Annotated in this window: 20 protein-coding genes; 14 read left to right on the plus strand and 6 right to left on the minus strand. The window is 66.7% G+C overall.

The genetic code is table 11. The features are described 5' to 3' along the window. Nucleotides 1-153: 153 nt before the first annotated feature. A complete protein-coding gene (locus FYJ91_RS04530; protein WP_181008344.1) occupies nt 154-1,131 on the plus strand; it encodes an AraC family transcriptional regulator in 978 nt (325 codons plus the stop codon). Between the two features lie 36 nt (nt 1,132-1,167). Here the strand turns inward: FYJ91_RS04530 and FYJ91_RS04535 are convergent, their stop codons facing one another. Further along, the gene (locus FYJ91_RS04535) at nt 1,168-2,355 is read right to left on the minus strand and encodes an amidohydrolase family protein (RefSeq protein WP_149521058.1); all 1,188 of its coding nucleotides are present in this window, start codon (nt 2,353-2,355) and stop codon (nt 1,168-1,170) included. A 181-nt stretch (nt 2,356-2,536) separates the two neighbouring features. Between FYJ91_RS04535 and FYJ91_RS04540 the strand changes: the two genes are divergently transcribed. Next, nucleotides 2,537-4,618: an acyl-CoA dehydrogenase family protein gene (locus tag FYJ91_RS04540; RefSeq protein ID WP_181008345.1), complete on the plus strand. Its 2,082-nt coding sequence runs from the start codon at nt 2,537-2,539 to the stop codon at nt 4,616-4,618. Between the two features lie 134 nt (nt 4,619-4,752). Here the strand turns inward: FYJ91_RS04540 and FYJ91_RS04545 are convergent, their stop codons facing one another. After that, complete coding sequence (locus FYJ91_RS04545; RefSeq protein WP_149521060.1) at nt 4,753-5,565, minus strand: IclR family transcriptional regulator; 813 nt, start codon at nt 5,563-5,565, stop codon at nt 4,753-4,755. 269 nt (nt 5,566-5,834) lie between these two features. On the opposite strand from FYJ91_RS04545, the gene FYJ91_RS04550 reads away from it, so the two are divergent. From FYJ91_RS04550 to FYJ91_RS04580, 8 genes are all read left to right on the plus strand, one after another. Then, a complete protein-coding gene (locus tag FYJ91_RS04550; RefSeq protein WP_149521061.1) occupies nt 5,835-6,647 on the plus strand; it encodes an enoyl-CoA hydratase in 813 nt (270 codons plus the stop codon). Continuing rightward, nucleotides 6,644-7,468 (plus strand): enoyl-CoA hydratase-related protein, encoded by an 825-nt coding sequence (locus tag FYJ91_RS04555; protein WP_149521062.1) that lies wholly within the window; start codon nt 6,644-6,646, stop codon nt 7,466-7,468. Before FYJ91_RS04550 ends, FYJ91_RS04555 begins: the two co-directional genes overlap by 4 nt. A gap of 133 nt (nt 7,469-7,601) precedes the next feature. Further along, entirely contained in the window at nt 7,602-8,405 is an 804-nt protein-coding gene (locus FYJ91_RS20510; RefSeq protein WP_181008346.1) for a hypothetical protein, read from the plus strand. Continuing rightward, entirely contained in the window at nt 8,402-9,190 is a 789-nt protein-coding gene (locus FYJ91_RS20515; RefSeq protein WP_181008347.1) for an SDR family oxidoreductase, read from the plus strand. Before FYJ91_RS20510 ends, FYJ91_RS20515 begins: the two co-directional genes overlap by 4 nt. A 12-nt stretch (nt 9,191-9,202) precedes the next feature. Further along, nucleotides 9,203-9,628, plus strand: coding sequence for a PaaI family thioesterase (locus FYJ91_RS04565; protein ID WP_149521064.1), 426 nt, complete (start codon nt 9,203-9,205; stop codon nt 9,626-9,628). Continuing rightward, nucleotides 9,625-10,935, plus strand: coding sequence for a spinster family MFS transporter (locus FYJ91_RS04570; protein ID WP_149521065.1), 1,311 nt, complete (start codon nt 9,625-9,627; stop codon nt 10,933-10,935). Before FYJ91_RS04565 ends, FYJ91_RS04570 begins: the two co-directional genes overlap by 4 nt. A gap of 121 nt (nt 10,936-11,056) precedes the next feature. Beyond that, nucleotides 11,057-12,541 carry a class I adenylate-forming enzyme family protein gene (locus FYJ91_RS04575; protein WP_149521066.1) on the plus strand — a complete coding sequence of 495 codons (1,485 nt, stop codon included), beginning with the start codon at nt 11,057-11,059 and terminating at the stop codon, nt 12,539-12,541. Between the two features lie 22 nt (nt 12,542-12,563). Next, nucleotides 12,564-13,367 (plus strand): SDR family NAD(P)-dependent oxidoreductase, encoded by an 804-nt coding sequence (locus FYJ91_RS04580; RefSeq protein WP_149521067.1) that lies wholly within the window; start codon nt 12,564-12,566, stop codon nt 13,365-13,367. A 40-nt stretch (nt 13,368-13,407) separates the two neighbouring features. Here FYJ91_RS04580 and FYJ91_RS04585 read toward each other — a convergent pair whose 3' ends face one another. After that, complete coding sequence (locus FYJ91_RS04585; RefSeq protein WP_149521068.1) at nt 13,408-14,499, minus strand: Zn-dependent alcohol dehydrogenase; 1,092 nt, start codon at nt 14,497-14,499, stop codon at nt 13,408-13,410. 226 nt (nt 14,500-14,725) lie between these two features. Then, nucleotides 14,726-15,367: a GntR family transcriptional regulator gene (locus tag FYJ91_RS04590; RefSeq protein WP_149521069.1), complete on the minus strand. Its 642-nt coding sequence runs from the start codon at nt 15,365-15,367 to the stop codon at nt 14,726-14,728. 119 nt (nt 15,368-15,486) lie between these two features. Between FYJ91_RS04590 and FYJ91_RS04595 the strand changes: the two genes are divergently transcribed. The 3 genes from FYJ91_RS04595 to FYJ91_RS04605 are packed head-to-tail and all read left to right on the plus strand — an operon-like array spanning nt 15,487 to nt 19,300. Next, nucleotides 15,487-16,767 carry a cytochrome P450 gene (locus FYJ91_RS04595; RefSeq protein ID WP_181008348.1) on the plus strand — a complete coding sequence of 427 codons (1,281 nt, stop codon included), beginning with the start codon at nt 15,487-15,489 and terminating at the stop codon, nt 16,765-16,767. 23 nt (nt 16,768-16,790) lie between these two features. Beyond that, a complete protein-coding gene (locus FYJ91_RS04600) occupies nt 16,791-18,407 on the plus strand; it encodes a GMC family oxidoreductase (protein ID WP_149521071.1) in 1,617 nt (538 codons plus the stop codon). Then, a complete protein-coding gene (locus FYJ91_RS04605; protein WP_149521072.1) occupies nt 18,404-19,300 on the plus strand; it encodes an SMP-30/gluconolactonase/LRE family protein in 897 nt (298 codons plus the stop codon). Before FYJ91_RS04600 ends, FYJ91_RS04605 begins: the two co-directional genes overlap by 4 nt. On the opposite strand, the gene FYJ91_RS04610 is transcribed toward FYJ91_RS04605, so the two are convergent. Next, nucleotides 19,252-19,710 (minus strand): VOC family protein, encoded by a 459-nt coding sequence (locus FYJ91_RS04610; RefSeq protein ID WP_181008349.1) that lies wholly within the window; start codon nt 19,708-19,710, stop codon nt 19,252-19,254. The two genes, FYJ91_RS04605 and FYJ91_RS04610, sit on opposite strands and share 49 nt — an antisense overlap. A gap of 10 nt (nt 19,711-19,720) precedes the next feature. Next, nucleotides 19,721-21,040, minus strand: a complete 1,320-nt coding sequence (locus FYJ91_RS04615) for an MFS transporter (protein ID WP_149521074.1) — start codon at nt 21,038-21,040, stop codon at nt 19,721-19,723. 182 nt (nt 21,041-21,222) lie between these two features. On the opposite strand from FYJ91_RS04615, the gene FYJ91_RS04620 reads away from it, so the two are divergent. Beyond that, nucleotides 21,223-21,999: a SirB1 family protein gene (locus FYJ91_RS04620; RefSeq protein WP_149521075.1), complete on the plus strand. Its 777-nt coding sequence runs from the start codon at nt 21,223-21,225 to the stop codon at nt 21,997-21,999. The last annotated feature ends 43 nt before the right edge of the window (nt 22,000-22,042 follow it).

Here is a 22,042-nt window from a genome sequence, read left to right on the forward strand (position 1 = left end):
CGTTCCGGATCGGCGTGTAGTCACTGGCCACGACCAGACAGGATATGCCCCCAAAGGGGCCTTATGCGGGGCATGTCATCGCCCTATGGTGCTAAGCGCCCGATTTGGCCTATCATCACCGCATGTTCGAACAGTCGAGGCCGTAAAGTGGACATGCCGGCCGCATCGGCCCAGCCACCTATCAATCTGTCCCGGATATTGCGCGACGTCGTATCGATCGGCGCGCAGTGGGTGCGCGTGCGCGTCGACCGGACGGGCGGATTCAGCATGCCGGCATCGGATGACGTGACCGTGCATTTCGTCATCTGGGGTACGTTGCAGTTGACTGTCGCCAATGGCGAACCGACCGAGATCGGCGCAGGCGGCTGTGCGCTTCTGCCGCAGGGCATTCCCCATGTCGCCCGCATCGGCAGCGGCCCGATCGAGCCGCTGCGCTATTTCGACGAGATCGAAGACCACGACATATTGCCCACCGTCGACGTCGGCGAGATTCGGGGCATCCCGACGGCGGTCATCCTGATCGGCCGGCTGCGCGTCGACTGGCCGGCCAGCATCCCGCCCCTGCGCATGCTGCCGGGGATCATGCTGGGCACCCGCGCCCACCAAACCGACCCGGCAGCGGCGACCAACGCCTCGCGCGCGCTGCACCATACATCGCGCGAGCCGGGAGCATCGATCTCGCTGACGCGCTATGCCGAGCTGCTGCTGGTGCGCGAACTGCGCGACTTTTTCGTTGCGCATCCAGGGCTGCTCAATCCGGGCGACGCGGATGCCGCCGCGGTCGCGCAGGCGATGGAGGCGGTGCGCACCGATCCCGGCCGCCCCTGGTCGGTCGAGCGGCTCGCACGCCATGTCGGCATGTCGCGATCGGGCTTTGCCGCGAAATTCCGCGCGATTCGAGAAGAAACGCCGATGGATTCGGTCGCGCGGCTACGGATGGACCTCGCCGCGCGGCTGCTGGGCGAAGGACGGATGAAGGCGAAGGAAATCGCCGCGCGGGTCGGCTATTCGTCCGACGCCGCCTTCGTGCGCAGCTTCACACGCCATTTCGGCCTGTCGCCGACCAATTATCGCAAGAAGTTGCGCGAGGAGGCCAGCGTCACCGAAGCGGACTGGCTGCAGCCGGGCTAATGTCCTCCCCCCGCAGGGGGAGGATTTAGATCGCGATCAGTTCCGCGCGCCTTCGAGCAGGCCCTTGAGGTTGGTGCTCATGATCTGTTCGACCTGGCCCATGTTCAGGCCCTCCAGTTCGTCGACGAAGTCGAGCGGGGTGGCCGTGCCTTCGGGGTGCGGCCAATCGCTGCCGAACAGGATGCGCGACGTATCGACATGCTTGGCGAGCTCGAGGAAGTTGTCCTCGGCGAACGGCGCGATGAAGATGTGCTCGTGGAACGCCTCAACCGGGTGACGCTTGAACTTCTGCGGCATCTTGCTGTGGACGTAGTTGAGCGTCTGCAGCAGCGAGGGCACCCAAGTCGCGCCATTTTCGACGCTGACGACGCGGACGTCCTTGAAGCGATCGAACACGCCGTCGCAGATGATCGCGGCCAGCGTATCCGAAATCGCGCGATCGATCGTGCGCAAGCACTCGACCAGCGGGCTCGGTTCGAACGGCAGCCATTCGCCGCCGCCGGTCCACATCTCGATCAGCTTGTTATAGTCGGTGTCGGCCGCGTGGATCGACACGAAGATCTTCGATTCGTTGATCCGCGCCCAGAACGCGTCGAATTCGGGCAGGCCCATCGAGCGCGAACCGCGATAGCCCGGCACCGGGGACGGGCGGATGCAGACGGTGCGCGCGCCTTCCTTCAGGATCCAGTCGAGTTCGGCGACCGCGCGATCCATGTTGGCGAGCGAGATGATCGGCACGCCGAACATGCGGTTGTCGCGCGCGAAACCCCATTCCTCGCTGGTCCAGATGTTGAGCGAATGAAGCGCATCGTGCAGCAGGTCGTGATTGTACGACATGCGGTTCTCGATCGCCGAAAACAGCGTCGGGAAGAACATCGCGGCGTGCACGCCCTGCTCGTCGAGGACGCCCATGCGGTCCTTGCCGTAGCGGAAGCTGTCGGGCGGGCTGATCGGCTTGCCGCCCATTTCGCGGATCGTCTTACCTTCGGGGTTCTTGCCCTTGTAGTAATCGAGGTGCGAACCTGGTGCTGCGACGCGCTCGAAGGTCGGGTTCGGCATGTACTGTGAAATCTGCCCTCCGATGGCGAGCTTCTTGCGCCCCTCGACAGTCACGAACTGCAGTTCGCCCTTCCACTTGGCGGGCAGGTTGCGGAGGATCGCGTCCTCGGGTTCGTAGAAGTGATTGTCCGCGTCATAGACGGGGAAGGGAAGCATACGGTTCATCGGTCATCTCCGTGGGCCGGCTGGGCGCATGAAAGCGCATCGTCACCCGTTCGCCCTATTATGGTCGGGCATTCGTCTCCACGGTTCGACGCCTGCTTCCACAAGCACGGAACACCCCGGCCTGCGTTTGACAGCAGGCCGCGCCGACGCGGAAAGCCCGATCGATTTTCCAGGATATAGCATGAATCTCGATCTGACCGAACAGCAGACCATGATGCGCGATACCGCGCGCCGCTTCTTCGAGGATGAAGCGGGGCCAGAGCATGTCCGCGCGATCGAGCCGGCGCGGTTTTCCGCCAAATTGTGGCGCGCGGCGACCGTTCTCGGTTTCCTGGGCGTGCGCGTGCCCGAAACGAAGGGTGGGCTCGACGCCGGCCTGCTCGACGCGGCGTTGCTGTGCGAGGAAGCCGGGCGGCAACTGGCGCCCATTCCGGTCGAGGATGGCATCGCGGCGGCACGCCTGCTCGCGACCGTCGGCGCCGACGCGCTGCTCGAGGGAATGGACAAGGTACCCGTCCTGCTCGGCGCATATGAGGCGGGCGGCGATGGCGCTGTAATCCTCCACCTCGACGGCGACCGCATCCTTGCCGGCGATGCCGTGCTGGCCCAAGGTGCCGAGGCCGTCCGTGCCTTCGAAGCCGCGACGATCGAGCGCGGCCTGCTGCGCGCGAGCTGGCTGATCGGCGCGGGCGTCCGCTCGCTCGAACTCGCATCGGACTATGCCCGCGAACGCTCGCAATTCGGCCGGCCGATCGGGTCGTTCCAGGCGATCGCCCACCCGCTGGCCAACAGCGCGACCGATCTGGAGGCCGCCCGCCTGCTGCTGTGGCGCGCGATCTGGTCGATCGCCGAGGGCACCGACGATGCCGCCGCCCTCCCCGCGATGCTCGAATGGTGGACCGCGACCAGCGCCCGCACCGCCGTCCGCCGCGCTTTACGCACCTTCGGCGGCTATGGCCTCAGCCTCGAATATGATGTCAGCCTCTATTTTGCGGCGATCCAGCATCGCGCGCTGATCGGCGGCGATCCCGAGCGGCAGCTGGCCGAAGCGGGCGACCGCCTGTGGGCCGGCGTCAGCCCCGCCCTCCCCGATGCGGGCGATCCGGGCATCGACTTCGGCTTCGGCGCGAAGGCCGAGGCGCTCGCCGCCCGTGTCCGCGCCTTCTTCGAGGCGGAATTCACGCCCGAGCTGCGCGCCAAGGCACATCATGGCACCGACGGCCACGATCCCGATTTCCACCAGAAACTCGGCGCGGCGGGATTGCTCTTTCCCGATTGGCCCAGCGAGTTTGGCGGCGAAGATGCCGGCGGGCTGGAGATCACCGCGCTCGGCCGCGTGTTCGAGGAATATCGCTGGGGGCGCATCCCCGTCGGCATCACCAATATGGGCGCCTACATGACGATGAAGTTCGGCTCGCCCGAACTGAAGGCCGAAATCCTTCCGCGCCTGCGCAGCGGCGAGGCTCTGTCCTGCCTGGGCTTCACCGAACCCGAGTCAGGTTCGGACATGTACGCCGCCCGCACCCGCGCCGATCGCGACGGGGATGACTGGATCATCAACGGGCAGAAGATGTTCACCACCGGCGCGCATCTGGCCGACTATGTCCTGATGCTCGCGCGCACCGATCCGCAGCAGACCAAGCATCGCGGACTCACCATCTTCCTGGTGCCGCTGTCGCTGCCCGGCGTCGCGATCCAGCCGGTCCACACGATGCAGGACGAGCGGACCAACATCACCTTCTACGACAATGTCCGCATCCCCGACCGCTACCGGCTGGGTGAAGTCGACGGCGGGCTGCAGGTGATGGCGGCGGCCATGTCGATCGAACATGGCGGCGAGGGCTATCATGTCTTCCACTACAGCCTGATGGATGCCGCACTCACCTGGGCCCGCACGCCGGCTTCCGACGGCGCGAAGCCGATCGACGACCGCGCGACGCGCGCACGCCTCGCCAAATCCGCCACGCGCCTCGCGCTCGCCGACGTGCTGAGCCGCCGCGCGACCTGGGCGGGCGAAAATGGCAAGGCGACGCGCTGGACCGGGCCGATGGCGAAGATGTTCTCCACCGAAATCTTCGTCGAGGACGGCGCCGACCTCGTCGCCCTCACCGCGCCCTACTCCCTCCTCCACGCCACCCCCGCGCTGGCGGAGATCGAGGAGAAGCAGCGCCAGGCGATCGGCCAGACGATCTACGGCGGCACCAGCGAGGTCCATCGCGGGATCATCGCGGAACAGGCGCTGGGGCTGCCAAGGGCGAGCTAAAAATCCTCCCCGGCACGGGGAGGGGGACCGCGAAGCGGTGGAGGGGGTTCGCCACAAGCGACAACGCCCGCCTCAAGCCCCCTCCACCATGCTGCGCATGGTCCCCCTCCCCGTGCCGGGGAGGATCTAGAAAATCAGGCCCGGCCCCCGATCACCGCCTGCACGGTCGACACCATCTTCGCCTTGTCCCGCTCATTATCGAACAGGTGCTGGCCAAGGATGCCGATCGCGAACGGCGTCACCGCATTGGGAACGCGCAGCGGGCAGGCGATCGAGTCGACCTGGACGCTGTCGTTGCGCTGGCAGAGCGCGAAGCCCCGCGCGCGGATGCGGCTGACCCGGTCGATCAGTTCCTTCATCAACGACGGCGCGCGCGGGCCGATGCCGATCTCACGCGAACGATCGGCCAGTTCGATGATCTCGCCATTGCTGTGCCACGCGAGCAGCGCGCCCGAGAAATTGGTCGCCGGACGCCAGCCATCCTCGCCGTAGCAGATCAGCTCGCGCTCGAAATCGAGTGGCTGGGTATGCCCCTGCCAGTCGCCACGCACTTCGGCGACGCTTTCGATCCAGCAGTCGTTCTGGGTGGTGAGGCACACGGTCGCGCCGGTCTCGTCACGCAGCTTGGTCATCAGGCTGCGCAACCGGTCGCCGCCGAAAAAGCCCTGTTCGATCGCGTTGGCGGTACCGACGATCTTGTAGGACGGCGCGTAACGCTTGGTCGTGCGGTTGAAACAGAGATAGCCGCGCTTGGCGAGCGTGCGCAGGATTTCGTCGGCGCTGCTGTTGGGAATTCCAAGAGCCTCGCTGACGTCCACGGTGCGCGCGGGCGTTGCGTTGGCGGAGAAATATTCGATCACATCAAGCGCACGGAGCGCCGATTTCACGCTCGCCCGGTCGCCGGCGCCCAGCGGACGCTGCGCGGTGATCGCGGTGCATTCACCCATGTCCCTCTCCCACATCCTAAAAAGCGGGTGGCTCTGCGGCTACCTCACCTTGGCCAATATGCTCCCCGCTCGATCGGTCTTCAAGCCGAGTCGGCGCGGGCCCCACGACTATATGCCGCTACATTCCGCGCTTTTTCCGCCCCCGTTTGGGGGTAGGATCGACAGCCGAAAGAGCGGCCGGGATTCCGCAGGGCCGGAATCGACGGCACGAGCCGTGCGGGCGCCGATCCCGCATGGCTATCAGGCGGGCAACGAGCAGGAGCGCAGCCATGGAAGACGTCATTCTCTACGAAGTCGCGGATCGCATCGCGACGATCACGCTGAACCGCCCCGAACAGCGCAACGCGCAGGATCAGCCCTTCCTCGAACTGCTCGACTCGCTGTGGACGAAGGCGGCCGAGGACAAGGAGGTGAAGGTCATCGTCCTGCGCGCCAACGGCCCCCACTTTTCGGCCGGGCACGATCTTTCGGAGAGCGAGGCGAACGCCAAGAGCTATGCCGAGATCAGCGGCGATTTCCGCAAGACCGGCCTGCTCAACCTGCACAATTGGGAGGCGAAGCATTATCTCGGCTTCTCGCGCAAATGGCGCGACGTGCCGAAGCCGTCGATCGCCGCCGTCCAGGGTGCATGCATCGCGGGCGGCCTGATGCTCGCCTGGCCGTGCGACCTGATCGTCGCGGCGGACAATGCGAAATTCAGCGATCCGGTGGTCCGCATGGGGATCGGCGGCGTCGAATATCACGCCCACACCTGGGAAGTCGGCGCGCGCAAGGCGAAGGAGATGCTGTTCACCGCGGGCGCGCTCGACGCGGCCACCGCCGAACGTCTGGGCATGGTCAATCGCGTCGTCCCCACCGATCAGCTGTGGGCCGAGGTCGACAAGCTCGCGCAGCAGATCGCCAAGATGCCGCCCCACGCGCTCGCAATGGCCAAGCGCGCCGTCAACGTCACCACCGACATCATGGGGCAGCAGTCGGCGCTCCAGGCGTGCTTCGACATCCACCAGCTCGGCCACGCCAGCGCGCTCGTCCAGAACGACTACATGGTCCTGATGGGCCTCGAGGAATTGAAGAAGGCATGAGCGACACGCCCCTTCTCCACACGCTCGACAAGGGCGTCCTGACCCTCACGCTCAACCGGCCCGACCGGCTGAACGCAATGACCAGCCAGATGATCGATGGCCTGCGCGAGCAGCTCGAACGCGCGAACCTCGACGCGGCGATCCGCGCGGTGGTCATCACCGGCGCGGGGCGCGGCTTCTGCGCGGGGCATGATCTGAGCGGCGTCGACGCGGCCGCGTGGGAATTGCGCGCGTCGGACGATGCGCCCGACGCCCCGATCCGGCTCGACATGCTCGCCGCCAAGCTGATCCGCGATGCGGAGATCTTCGCTTTGATCCGCGGCATGGGAAAACCGGTGATCGCGTCGCTGCGCGGCCCCGTCGTCGGCAGCGGCCTGATCCTCGCCGCCGCGTGCGACCTGCGCATCGTATCGACCACCGTCATGTTCCGGGGCGGCTTCGTCTCGGCCGGGCGCTGCGGCGATCCGGGGGGCAGCTATCTCATCACCAAGATCGTCGGCCCCGCCGCCGCCCGCGCGCTCTACCTGCTCGACGAAAAGATCGACGCGCAGCGCGCGCTGACGATCAACCTCGCGACCCAGGTCATCGACGATACCGAACTCGACGCCCACGTCGCTGCCCTCGCCGCCGAAATGGCCGCGGGCCCGACGATGGCTTATGCCGGCATCAAGCGGAACCTGATCACCGCCGAGACGGCCAATTACAGCGACCTCATCGCGAACGAAGCCATCACCAACGTCGCCGCCAGCATGTCCCACGACGGCAAGGAAGCCGCCGCCGCCTTCATGGAGCGCCGGGCGCCGGTATTTTTGGGACGGTGACCCCTACAATCCTCCCCCACCAGGGGGGAGGATGAGGATGTTCCGTATCGCCGGAAGCCCCCGCACCGCGCATTTCGGCCGCTCCGTGGGATCGCTACCCAGCGGTACAAATCATCGAAATAGGAGCGGGAACATGGGTGTCAGCGAAGACCGTTACAGCAAGCCGGATCTGCCGCGCGCGGATCGGCCGATCCGGGTGGGGTCGCTGCTCTACACCATCGTGAACCCGCGTGCCGGCTATGAGGTCGCCTACAACCGCTGGTACGAGCGCGACCATTTCTACAGCGGCTGCATGATTGGCGAATATCAGTTCGCGGGCGGCCGTTATGTCGCGACCAAGGATTGCAAGGCGCTGCGCTATGGCGGCGGGCAGCCGGGCGATATCGATCCCGCCAAGGGCAGCTATATCGCGATCTACTGGGTGCTCGACGAGCATCATGACGACTGGAACGCGTGGGCGACCAAGCAGGTCAACTATCTCCACTCGAACGGCCGCATGTTCCTCGAGCGCGACCATGTCCACACCGGCCTCTATCGCTATGCCGGCGAGTTCAACGCGCCGGGCAGCACGATGCCGCTCGAACTCGCGCTCGACCGCCATTATGCCGGCATCGCCACCCTGAAGCTCGAACTCGCCGAGGGCGTCACCGTCGACAAGGTGCGCGACTATCTCGCGGCCAACCCCTGCCCCGGCGACGTCGCGCTGATCGCCGATCCGCTGCCGCTGCTGGGCGACAGCCCCAAGGACGTGCCGGTCGGATCGGGCGAGCATGTCGTGCTCGTCTATTTCTCGATCGAGGATCCGCGCGAAGTGTGGGCCGAGCGTTATGCGCCGCTGGGCAAGGCGTTCGCCGATGCCGGCCTCGGCCGCGTCAGCTTCGCGTCGCCCTTCCTGTCGACGATCCCCGGCACCGATACCTACACGGATCAGCTGTGAACGTCGGCCCCCTGCTCGACGGCAAGACCGTCGTCATCAGCGGCGTCGGCCCCGGCATGGGGCAGCAGCTGGCGAAACTGTGCGCCGAACAGGGGGCGAAGCTCGTCCTCGGCGCGCGATCGGCCGAGTTCCTGAACAAGGTGCTCGGCGAGGTCGAGGCGCTGGGGGCGGAGGCGATCGCGGTCCCCACCGACGTCGCCGATCCCGCCGCGTGCAAGGCGCTGATCCAGGCGGCCGTCGATCGCTTCGGCGGCATCGACGGTCTGGTCAACAGCGCCTATCGCCACGAGGTCGGCCTCTTCGCCGAGTCCGATCTGCAGGCGTGGCGCAAGGCGTTCGACGTCACCTTCTGGGGTGCGCTCGAATTGATGCAGGCCGCGATCCCGCATCTGGAAAAAAGCAAGGGCGCGATCGTCAACGTCAGCACGCTCAGCACGCGCATCCCGACCGTGGGCCTGGGCGGCTATGGCATCCCGAAGGCCGCGCTCGACATGGCAACCCGCCAGCTCGCGACCGAGCTGGGCGGCCGCGGCATCCGCGTCAACGGCGCGCTGATGGGCTGGATGGATGGCGAGCCGATGCGCCACGGCTTCGACGATCGCGCCAAGGCACGCGGCAAGACGCCCGAGCAATGGACTGCGGAGCTCAACGCTATGATCCCGCTGGGTCGGATGCCCACCGACGAGGAATGCGCGCGATCGGTGGTCTTTTTCCTGTCCGAATGGGCCGCCCCCGTCACGGGCGCGCTGCTGATGGTCAATGGCGGCCAATATACCAACCCATGATACGGACCCTTCATGCCGCCCTATGAAATCGCGATAGACGAAGGCGAATGGGCCGGCTGGTCGAGTTCGCGCGGCGATCCCTTCGCCGACGGCACCGGCCCCTTCTACCACCGCGTCGAAAATGACGCGGTGGTCTGCGCGATGCGGGTCGAGCCGCGCCATCTGAACGGCGGCGGCGCGTTCCACGGCGGGGCGATGATGACCTTCGCCGATTACTGCCTGTTCGCGCTCGCGGGCGCGCTGGGCGATCCCCACACCGTCACCGTCTCTCTGCGCGGCGACTATCTCGGTTCGGTCCCCGGCGGCGCGTTGCTGACCGCCAAAGGGGAGTTGACGCGGCGGACGCGCAGCATGAGCTTCCTGCGGGGACTCGTCACCGCCGAAGACCAATCCGTTTTCGCCTTCGACGGCATATTGAAGCGCGCTGGAGGCCAATGATGCACGGACTCGCCAAAGCCCCGATGAGCACCAAGCGCGCGGGCTTCATGCTCGGCCTGATGACGCTGATCTACGTCCTCAACTATATCGACCGGCAGATCATCACGATCCTGCAGGAACCGATCAAGCATGAGTTCGGGCTGGCCGACTGGCAGCTGGGCGTGCTGACGGGCGCCGCGATCAGCCTGTTCTACACCGCCGCCAGCCTGCCGATCGCGCGCTGGATCGATCGCGGCGTCAATCGCGTGAAACTGATCGCGTCGATCACCGCCCTGTGGAGCCTGCTGACCGCCTTGTGCGGCCTGAGCCAAAGCTTCATCCAGTTCGTGATCGGCCGCATGGGCGTGGGCGTGGCCGAGGCCGGCTTCGCCCCCGCCGCCCATTCGCTGCTGTCGGACATGTTCCCCGAACGCCGTCGCCCGATGGCGATGGCGCTGCTCGCGCTCGGCATCCCGTCGGGCATCATGCTGGGGCTGTCGATCGGCGGCACGGTGGCGCAATGGTATAATTGGCGCGTCGCCTTGTTCATCGTCGGCCTGCCGGGCCTGCTCGTCGCGCTGATCTACTATCTCGTCGCGCGCGAGCCCGAGCGCGGCGCCAGCGAACATTATCCGATCGCGACGGCGGACGGTCCGGAGGGGCTGATCGCCGCGATGAAGATCCTCGTCCGCCGCCCGGCCTATGTGCAGGTGCTGCTGGCGACGGGCACGTCGGCGCTGGTCAGCACCGGCATGCTCGCCTGGACCCCGTCCTTCCTGATCCGCGCGCACGGCCTGACCTTGCAGGAGGCGGGCATCGGCCTGGGCATCGTCACCGGCATCGCCGGGCTGCTCGGCACGTCGCTGGGCGGGTGGCAGGCGACGAAGTTCGGCGCGAAGGGCATGTATGCGATGCTGCCGATCCCGATCGTGGCGCTCGGCCTCACCATCCCCACCTTCATCACCACGCTGTTCATCGCCGACGGGACGACCGCTCTGTGGGTGTCGATCATCCCGATCTCGATGACCTATGTGTGGAGCGCACCGTCGATCGCTCTGGTCCAGAACCTCGCCCCCGTCCGCATCCGCGCGACCGCGAGCGCGATCTACATGATCATCGCCAATGTCGTCGGCATGGCCGCCGGCCCGATGTTCACCGGCATATTGAGCGACATCCTGACCAGGCGGCTCGGCAGCGAGGCCGAAGGGTTGCGCTGGGCGATGACGATCACCGCGGCTTTGATGGTCTGGGCGATGGTCCACTGGACGCTGGCGATGCGCAAGCTGCGCGCGGCGCAGGATCGCGGCGAGCTGGTGGTGGCCGCATGACCCTTCCGCCCCCGGCCCTTCCGTCACCATGGAACCCATCTGGGGGTTGCTTGCCCTGGGCTGTGCAGACGACGAAGGGCACCCACATAGGTGCGGACTCTAGCGGGCTGGCGAGACTGAGATGACCGAGCAATTTATCGAGAATATCCGCAACGTCCTCGCGACGCGCGCCGATGGTCGGGGGATCGAGTATCGCGGGCAATGGTCCACCTGGGGCGAAGTCGGCGCCTTCGGCCAGAAGATCGAGGCCGCGCTCGAAGCCGCAGGCGCGTCGCGTCAGGGCCGCATCGCCTTCATCATCCACAATCGCGCCGCCCATGCCGCCGCGCTGACTGGCCTGCTCGCGCACCGCCGCGCGGCCAGCTTCATCTATCCGATCGCCGCGCCCGTGCAGATGGCCGAGACGCTGCGCGATCTGCGCCCCGTCGCGATCATCGCCGATGTCGACGACTGGACGAAGGTGAGCGAGGTCGCCACCGAGATCGGCGCGGCCGGCATCATCCTCGACGGGATCGACAAGGATCCGCGCCTCGAAGGCACGTCCAACGTCCCCGCCGACATCCTCGACGCGGCCTTGAGCTTCGAGGAAGCCGCCGTCGAAGTGCTGTCGAGCGGCACGACCGGCGCGCCCAAGCGCATCCCGATGCCCGCGCGCATCCTCGATCGCGCGGCGCTCAGCGCGCCGGGCGCCGAGACCGAAGGCGACCAGCCGGTCCAGATCAGCGTCTGGCCGCTGTCGGGCGTCGGCGGCCTCTGCCTGTTCGCGGGCAGCGCGGCGACCGGCACCCCGCTGGTCCTGCTCGATCGCTTCAACGTCGCGGAATTCGTCGCGGCCGTGAAGCGGCACCAGCCGCCCAGCCTCGGCCTCTCGCCCACTGCCGTCACGATGCTGCTCAACGGCGAGTTCGATCCCAAGGATCTCGCCAGCGTGAAGGGCATCTTCGGCGGTTCGGCGCATCTCGATCCCGATATCCAGGACCAGTTCGAGGCGAAGTTCGGTATCCCGATCTACTGGGCGATGGGCGCGACCGAATTTTGCGGCACGATCATCCGCTGGACCCCCGCGATGCGCGCCGAAGTCGGCAATTCGAAGCGCGGCAGCATCGGCACCGCCATGCCGGGGATCGAACTGCGCGTCGCCGACGTCGATACCGGGGCGGTCCTGCCCACGGGTGAGACGGGCGTGATGGAGGTCTTCTGCCCCCAGATCCGCCCCGATTGGGTGCGTACCACCGATCTCGTTGCGATCGATCCCGACGGCTACGTTTTCCACAAGGGGCGCAGCGACGGCGCGATCGTCCGCGGCGGCTTCAAGATCCTGCCGGAAAAGATCATCGAGGTGCTGCGGTCGCACCCCGCCATCGCCGATGCCTCGGTCGTCGGCCTGCCCGATGCGCGGCTGGGCGCGGTGCCGGTCGCGGCGGTCGAGTTGAAGAATGGCATGACGACCACGCCAGCCGAGCTGTCCGACTATATCCGCAATGCGCTGGCGCCCACCTATGTGCCCACCGCGATCCGCATCGTCGACGCGTTGCCGCGCACGCCCTCGCTCAAGCCCAGCCTGCGCGATGTGCGCGCGCTGTTCGAGGACGCGCCGGTAGCCTGAACAATCATAAGGGAGAGGGACTATGGCCGCAGCGATTTTCGGTCTCGAAGGCAAGAAGGCGATCGTCGTCGGCGGTGGCCGCGGCATGGGTGAGAGCAGCGCGAACTTCCTGGCCGAAGCCGGCTGCGACGTCGCGGTGCTCGACGTCGATGAAGGCCGCGCCCAGCACGGCGCCGATGAAGTCACCAAGCGCGGCCGCAAGGGCATTGCGATCGTCGCCGACATGCTCGACGCCACGTCTGCCCGCGACGCGATCAAGCGCGCGGAAGAGGCGCTGGGCGGGCTCGACATCCTCGTCACCATCGTCGGCCAGGCGATCTTCAAGCCGCTGTTCGACCTCACCGACGAAGAGTGGGACTTCGATCAGAACCGCAACCTGCGCTACGCCTATGTCACCGCGACCACGGCCGCCAAGTCGATGATCGATCGCAAGGTCGACGGCCGGATCGTGTGCATCGCATCGATGGACGGCATCATGGGATCGCCCTTCCACGCGGCCTATGGCGCGGCGAAGGCGGGCCTGATCAGCCTGGTCAAGTCGATGGCGGCCGAATGGGGCCGCAGCGGTATCCGCGTGAACACGGTCGTCCCCGGATCGATCGCCACCCCGCGCCTGCCCGACAATGATTCGATGCGCGCGATCCTCGATCAGAGCCCGCTCCCGATCGGCCGTTCGGGCACCACCGACGAGATCGGCAAGGCCGTCCTGTTCCTAGCCTCCGACATGTCGAGCTACACGACGGGCTCGGCGGTTCTGGTCGACGGCGGCTGGAACGCGAGCAACATCTTCGACCCCCGCATCGTGGCGGTGAAGAAGACGCTCTAACCTACCGATCCTCCCCCGCCAGGGGGAGGATCAAGGAACATCAGAACACGAACACCCCGCGCGCCAGCTTGCCTTCCTCCAGATCGTGGAACGCCTGCTCGTAATCCTCGAGCTTGTAGCGCTTGGTCACGAGCTCATCGAGCATGAGTTGCCCCTTCGAATAGAGCGCAACCATGCGGGGGATGTCGCGGTTCGGCTGCGAGCGGCCGTAGCGCGCGCCCATGATCCCCTTGTCGACGAAGCCCATCGGCGCGATCGGCAGTTCGATCGTCGCTTCGGCCGAAGGCGTGCCGACGATGATGCAGTTGCCGCCCCAGCCCAGCACCGCGATCGCATCGCGCAGCACATGCTTGTTGCCGACGCATTCAAACGACCAGTCGACCCCGCTTGCGGTCGGCGCGATCGGATCGGCAAGCATCTCGCGGATCTTCTCTACGGCGCCACCTTCGGATGCGTTGATGAAGTCGGTCGCGCCGAATTGCCGCGCCATCTCCTCACGCGACGCGAGCAGATCGACCGCAATGATCCGCGACGCGCCCGCCAGCCGCAGGCCCTGGATCACGTTGAGGCCGACACCGCCGATCCCGAACACCGCGGCAGTCTCGCCCGCGCGAACATCGGCGCGGTTGATCACCGATCCCACGCCGGTCAGCACGCCGCACGCCACCACGCAGGCGACGTCGAGCGGGATATTCTTGTCGATCTTTACGGCCTGGCCCTGCTTCACCACGGTATATTCGGCGAAGGTCGAGGTTGCCGCGAAATTGCCGACTGCCTGTCCGTCGCGCGTGAAGGGCTCGGTGCGGTTGCCCAGCGTGCGGCGGCAGCGCGTCGGGAAACCCGAATTGCACTGCGCGCAGCGGCCGCAATTGGCGAGCGTATGGATGATGACATGGTCGCCCGGCACCAGATCGACGACGCCGGTGCCGACCTTCTCGATCACGCCCGCGCCTTCATGGCCCAGCACCGAAGGAGCCGGCCAGCCGATCGTGCCGTTCACGACGCTGACGTCGCTGTGGCAAAGCCCGCTCGCCGCGATCTTGATCAGCACCTCGCCCTCGCCCGGCTCGCGCACTTCGACGTCGTTACGCAGCGCGACCTTGTTGGCGCCTTCGAAAACCAGTGCCTTCATGAAATCCTCCCTCTCTCATCCTCCCCCGCCAGGGGGAGGTGGCGCCGAAGGCGACGGAGGGGGCGGACCCGATCCAGATCGAGTTGGTCGCCGCCCTCCCCCTCCGTCAGCTAAAGCTGACACCTCCCCCTGGCGGGGGAGGATGAACGGATGATCGATAGGAGGTCGCCGCCGCGCGGCCCATGTCCGCCTCCCGGCTTCCGCGATGCCGGAATCAGCCCCGGAATCAGCTAGAGTAGGCCGGGCTCATCTTCCGGATGTGCGCGCGGGCAAGCGCCTCTGCCTCGCCGGCTTTCCCGGCCAGCACGGCGGCGACGATGGCCTTCAGATCGTTGTTCATCTCGTCATGCAGCCGGGGAAGCAGCACCTGCACCTGCAGCACATGATATTGGAGCGAGTTGAGAATGCGCGCGAGTTCGTCGTTCCGCGCCACATCGATCAGCGCGTAATGAACCGTGCGGCGTGCGCGCAGCAGATCGATGCCGTTTTCGGCCAGATCGATGCCGTCGGCCGCCTGGCTCAGCGCCCGCCGCGCTTTCTCGTCGGTGGCGCGCTCGGCGGCCAGGCGCGCGGTATGGCCGATCAGCAGCGAGATCAGTTCGACCGCGTCGCTCGTCTGCTCGGGCGTCAGCTTGCGCACCGCGGCGCCGCGATTGGGAAACAGTTCGACGATATTCTCGGACGCCAGCCTGTGCAGCGCCTCGCGCACATGGCTGCGCCCCACTCCGAAGCGCAGGCACAGATCGGCCTCGATCAGCCGCTGGCCGGGCACGAACTCGCCTGTCTCGAGCGCGTCCTTCACCCCCGCGACGACGCGCTGCGCCGCGAGTGCGCCGTCTATCCTGCTCTTGCCTGCCTGCCCTTCCATAGCTCCGTCCTAACCGCTCGCCACCCATCGTAGAAGCCCTCTTTGGATTGTCGACAATATTGTTGACCATCATGATCAACGGGCATAGCTCTGCCTCCGAACGAGCGGGAGAGGACGCCATGATCGATGTCGAGGAAGAGGAACGGCTCTATCGCGAGCTGTTCGACGTTTCGAACGAAGCCAAGGAGATCGGCAACGAGATCCACGTCGATATCGTCCCGGCGATGAACGCGCTGCGCGATGCGGCGCCGGTGATGCCGGGGTCGCTCCAGCAATTACTCGAGCTCGACGGCCATACGATCAACAATTGGGATGTGGAGCGCGACAGCTACACCCTCCTGTCCTTCGCCGCCTGCGATCGGGCGCTGCGCGAAAACCTCACCTTCTCGTCGGCCGGTTATCTCGAAACACCGGGCGTGCGCAGCATGGGTCCGGTCATCCTGGCGATGACGGGCGACGAGCATCGCCGCACCCGCGCGGTCGCCCAGTCGATGTTCCTGAAGCCCCGCGCCGTGAACTGGTGGGGGCCGAACTGGATCGACGAGATCGTCGAACAGCTCATGCAGCGGCTCGACGGTCGCGACACTGCCGAACTAAACATCGAATTGTGCGCGCGCCTGCCCGTCAACGTCGTCACGCGCGGGATCGGGATGGAAGGGCGCATGGCGCTCGTCTTCCGCGATCATCTGCTCAAGGCCACCGGCGTCCGCAAGGTGACGCGCGAGGAGCAACATGCCTCGCATATCGAGGTCGGCCGGATGCTCGGCGACCTGATCCAGCTTCGCCGTGCCGAACCCGGTGACGACGTCATCACCGGCCTGATCCACAACGACTTCAAGCTGGCCGACGGCGGCACCCGCAAGCTGAGCGACGAGGAGATCATCGGCTTCTGCCGCCTCGTCATCCTGGCGGGCGGCGGCACGACCTGGCGGCAGTTGGGGATCACGATCTACGCGCTGCTAAGCAACTATCATTTCTGGGAAGCGTGCCGCGACGATCGCAGCCTGATCGAGGCGGCGATCGAGGAATCGGCGCGCTGGATGCCGACCGATCCGGTCTTCCCCCGCCTGATGACCGAGGATGCGGTCGTCGACGGCGTGCCCGTGCCCGCAGGCGTGCGGATCGACATGTGCCTGGGTTCGGCCAATCGCGATCCCAGTCGCTGGGAAAATCCGGACGTCTATGACCTGTTCCGCGAGAAGAAATACCATCTCGGCTTCGGCCTCGGCCCGCATCAGTGCCTGGGCATGAACGTCGCCAAGCAGGAGATGATCGTCGCGCTCAACGCTTTGATGGACCGTTTCCCGAATATGCGGCTGGACCCGGCCGCGCCGCCGCCTAGGATCGTCGGCGGTCTGGAACAGCGGGGCATGTCGGCCATACCCGTCCTGCTCCACTGACCCGACGATAAGAGAGCCGGGGGATGATGGCGCGCAACGACACCGACAGCGACTATGTGGTGATCGGCGCGGGGAGCGCGGGCTGCGCGCTCGCCGCGCGGCTGTCGGAGGATCCGCGCAACCGCGTCACCCTGCTCGATGCGGGGGTCGAACAGCCGACCCGCTTTCGCGAGATTCCCGGCGTCACCAAGCTGCTGATGGCCAATCCCCGCTTCGACTGGCTGTTCCGCGCCGAACCGGATCCGTCGATCGATGGCCGCCAATTGTTCTGGCATGCGGGCCGGATGGCGGGGGGCGGCAGTTCGATCAACGGCATGGTCTATATTCGCGGCCGGCGCGGCGACTATGACGATTGGGCGGAGATGGGCGCAACCGGCTGGGGTTGGTCCGATGTCGAACCGTGGTTTCGCCGGATCGAGGGCTATACCGGCCCCGGCAATGGCGCGCTGGGGCAGATGGGGCCGCTCTCCGTCTCGCCGATGAAGAGGCCGCACCCGCTCGCGAAGGACGTGATCGCGGCGGGCGAGGCGCTCGGCTTTCCGCACCTCGCCGATCACAATGCCGCCGGTGATGGCGAAGGCGTCTATTATGCGGTCGGCAGCCAGGCGAACGGGATGCGCGTCAGTTCGGCGCGCGCCTACCTGATCCCCGCGCTCGGCCGGCCCAACCTGCGTTTTATCAGCGGCGCGCGGGTCGATCGCATCCTGTTCGACGGCAAGCGCGTCAGCGGGGTTCGTTACGTCAAGGACGGCCAGTCACACGATATCGGAGTGGGGCGCGAAGCGATCGTCAGCGCGGGGACGATGCAGTCGCCGCTCGTGCTGCTGCGATCGGGCATCGGCCCCGCCGCGCAGCTTCGCGATCATGGCATCGACGTGCTCGCCGATCGCGAACAGGTCGGCGGCAATCTGCAGGAACATATCGGCTTCGCGATCGCCAAACATGTCGACGTCCCGACCTACAATAGCGAGATGAACCTCCGCCACGGCTTCAAGCACGTCATCGACTATGTCCTGCGCCGCGCCGGCCCGCTTGCCGCGCCATCGGTGCAGGTGATGGGCTGGCTCAAGAGCGATCCCGCGCTCGAACAGCCCGATTTGCACATGAGCTGGCTGCCCTTCGCGATGGACCTGACCAAGATGCCGCCGGTGATGCACGCAAAGCCCGCCGTGGGCCTGGGTGCGGTCGTCGCCCGCCCCCATGCGCGCGGCCGCATCTCGCTGCGCGACGCCAGCGTCGACAGCGCGCCGAAGATCGACTTCCAGATGATGGGCGACGAACGCGACGTGAAGGCGTTGATCGGCGCGGTCCGCCTGTGCGAACGCATCTACGCGACCGAACCGCTGGCGAGCCACGTTATCGACGACGCCCCGCCCTTCCGCGCGAACATGACCGACGCAGAGATCGTCGGCGCGCTCAAGGCGGTGTGCCGCACCGGCCTCCACACGGTTGGGAGCTGCCGGATGGGCAGCGACGTCGATGCGGTCGTCGATACGCAACTGCGCGTGCGCGGGGTCGAAGGGCTGCGCGTCGCCGACGCATCGATCATGCCGCGCCAGATCAGCGCGAACACCAACGCCACCGCGATCATGATAGGCGAACGCGCGGCAAGCCTGATTCTTGATAGACAAAACCTATGAAAATCCTCGCCAAAGGACTCGCCTTTCCCGAAGGTCCGGTCGTCATGCCCGACGGATCGATCGTTGTCGTCGAGCTGCGCGCCGGCACCGTCCGCCGCATCTGGGGCGAGGGCAAGTTCGAGGTGATCGCGACCCCCGGCGGCGGCCCTAACGGCGCACAGCTCGGCCCCGACGGTGCGCTCTATATCGCCAACAATGGCGGGATCGACTGGGCGCGCGGCCTCAGCGCCCCCGATACTGGCCGCATCGAGCGGATCGATCCGTCGACCGGCAAGGTCGAACGCCTCTGCGATCAGATCGACGGTCGTCCGCTGCGCGCGCCGAACGATCTCGTCTTCGATGCGGCGGGCGGCCTGTGGTTCACCGACATGGGCAAGACGATCGACGGCGCGATCGAAACCAGCGCGGTCTGCTACCTCCGCCCCGACGGCACCTGCGTCGCGGCCTGGCGCGGCGGCATTTCGTATAACGGCATCGGCCTCTCGCCCGACGAACGCTTCGTCTATGTCGCCGAAACCCAGTCGGCGCGGCTGTGGCGGTTTGCGGTCGAGGCACCCGGCGTCCTCGGCGCACCGACATGGGTCGCGACCGCGCCCGGCGACACGCGCTTCGACAGCCTCGCCGTCACCGCATCGGGCAATATCTGCGTCGGCACGCTCAAGACCGGGGGGATCACCACGATCGGCCCGAATGGCGGCACGCAGTTCACCCCGATCGACGATCTGTACGTCACCAACATCGCCTTCGGCGGCGCCAACATGCGCACCGCCTTCATCACGCTTGCAGCCAGCGGGCGGTTGATATCGATGGACTGGCCCGAACCCGGCCTGCCGCCCAACTTCGGCTACACCACGTCCTCGACGACGAGCAGCACGCGCCCGTCGGGATCGTAGATCGCCATCTCGTAATAGACCCGGCCCTGCGGGTCGCTCAATCGCTTGGGCTTGCGGTTATAGTCGCCGCCGAACCGCGCGATCACGGCGTCGAGATCGGGCACGTAGAGGACCAGATAGGCCGATCCCGCCAACGGCGCCTCCCGCATCGTCGGCCCCGGCGGCAGCGCCCTTCCCTTGACCGCGCTGATCCCAAGTTCGGTATCGCCGCGCGGCGCACGGAGCAGCAGCACCTCGATCAGATCGTCGGCCTCGAGGTGCCACGCCTCCGAAGCCATTGGCTGCAACGTGGTGCGCGCGGCAATCTCGAACCCGAACAGATCGGCATAGAATCGCGCCAGCCTGTCGGCATCGTCGGTCCACAGGCTCATCCGCGCCAGCGTCGGCCGCAGACCGCTTATCGCGCTCATGACAGGCAGGTCAGGCGGCATGTCGCGCCAGCATCGTCCGCAACGGCTTGAGCGCGAACAGATAGAGGAAGGCGGTCGACAGCAGCGCCACTGCCGCGCAGATCATCAGCGACTGACCGACCTTTTCCGGCCCGCCCAGCTTCTCGCTCAACGCGGCGACCACCATCGGCCCGCCGCCCGCGCCGATGATGCCGTTCATCATCAACACCACCGCCGCCGATTTTCCCCGCAGATCGTGCGGCAGCACCAGTTGCAGCGTCACCGTCGGCAGGCTGAGATAGCTCGACGCCGCGAAGAAGAAGATTCCGATCATCACGAACGACACATAAGGCGACGCCACCACGAACGCCCCCACCGCGAAGGGCAGCGACACCAGCAGCGACCCGATCAGATAGCGCAGATGCGCGTCGCTTCGCCCCGATCGGAACCACCGGTCGGTGACCAGCCCGTGGATCGGCAGCGCCAGCACCGGCCCGGTCGAAATGGCGAGGCCCAGCCAGCCGCCCAGCTCCGCCGGGTTCAGGCCGTGGACACGCTGATAGAAGGACGGCAGCCACGCATAGAAGCCGAAGATCAGCGCGACGAGCGGCATGATCGCGATGTGGTGCGAGAAGATGAAGCGGCGATTGGCCCAGACGAAGCGGCCATAATCGGCGAAGCTGGCGGCCGACTGCGCCGTGGTGCCTCGCGCGCGACGCGGATCGCGCACCAGGAAGATCGTGAGCGCGAGCAGCAGGCCGGGAACCCCCGCGATGATGAAGATCAGCTGCCACCCCTTCATCTCGCCGATCAGCGGCATCCCGAACGCCGCCGCCGGCACGATCAACGCGGTCAGCAGCCCGCCGAGCGCGAGCGACGCCCCCGCCCCCACCTTCGACGACATCGAGAAGATCGACATGGCGAAGCCCAGCTTGTGGCGCGGGAACATGTCGGGCAGCAGCGAATAGGTGCCCGGAATGATCGCCGCCTCGCCGCTGCCCACGACAGCACGCGCCGCGAAGAAGGGCCAGAAACTGCGCGCAAAGCCGCACGCGACCGTCCCCAGCGACCACAAGGTCACGCCGAACCAGATCACCTTGGGCCGGCTGTAGCGGTCCATCGCCCAGCCGAGCGGAAGTGCCCCGAGCGCGTAGAACAAGGCGTACGCCACGCCCATCAGCGTCCCGGCCTCGACCTCGCTGATCCCCAGATCGGCCTTGATCTCGGGCACCAGCAGCGACAGCAGGTTGCGATCGAGCATCGAGACGATCGACAGCGTGAACAGGATCGCCACCGCCCCCCACGCCGCGATCGGCGAAGGATAGGTCTGGTCTTCGGCCACGCTCGCCATGCATCCCCCGATCGTCCGCTCATCCGCGCGGATCTTGCCGCTACGGGTTCACGTTCGCCGGGCGCAGGTCAAGCGCCTGCCCGCCCGCCCCTCCCCCGAAAAGCGCGCGACCGATGTGCGTTTTCCGGCCAGCTTAGGCTCTTCGTGTTGCACGGCGCGCCCACCGCGACCATCTTGGATCGATGAACGACAGCATCACCTGGCTCGGTCTGGTCGACGACGACGAGATTCGGCTCGATACCGCCGCGATCGAACTCAGCGCGCTCGATCATCCGGCGCTCGATCTTGCCCCCTATATCCACCTTCTCGACGAGATGGAGGAACGGCTCGGCATCGTCGGCGCCGCGGCCCTGACCGTAGAGGAGCAGCGCGCCGCGCTGGCGCAGGTGATCGCCGGCGAATTCGGCTTCGCGGGTGACCGCGACAGCTATGACGCGCCGGTCAACGCCGACATGATCCGCGTGCTCGATCGGCGGCGTGGCCTGCCGGTCAGCCTGTCGATCCTCTACGTCGCGCTGGCGCGGCAGATGGGGTGGCACGCCGAACCGCTCAATACGCCCGGCCATGTCCTCGTCCGGCTGACGACGCCCGAGGCGACCCTGCTGGTCGACGCCTTCTCCGGTGGCGCCGCGGTGGGCGACGAAAAGCTGGCCGCGCTGATGGAAGCTGGCGACGGCGGCGCCGATCCGATGAGCAACCGCCGCACCCTCGTCCGCCTCCTGCTCAACCAGGCGACACGCGCCGAACGCGAGGGTGACGGCGCCCGCGCCGCCGCGCTGTACGAACGCATGACGGTCTTCGCGCCCGAGGATGGCATGGGCTGGTGGGAGCTCGCCCGCCTGCGCCTCGTCGCGCGCGATCCCACTGGCGCCAAGGACAGCCTGAGCGCGATGCTGGAAGTGACGCGCGAACCGACGCGGCGCCGGCAGATCCTCGCCGCGATCGAGGCGATTGCCTGACCACTTAGCTCCCCTCCCTTACAGGGAGGGGAGGTCATAAGTC

Source organism: Sphingomonas montanisoli, from assembly GCF_008274695.1.
Classification (GTDB): Bacteria; Pseudomonadota; Alphaproteobacteria; order Sphingomonadales; family Sphingomonadaceae; genus Rhizorhabdus; species Rhizorhabdus montanisoli.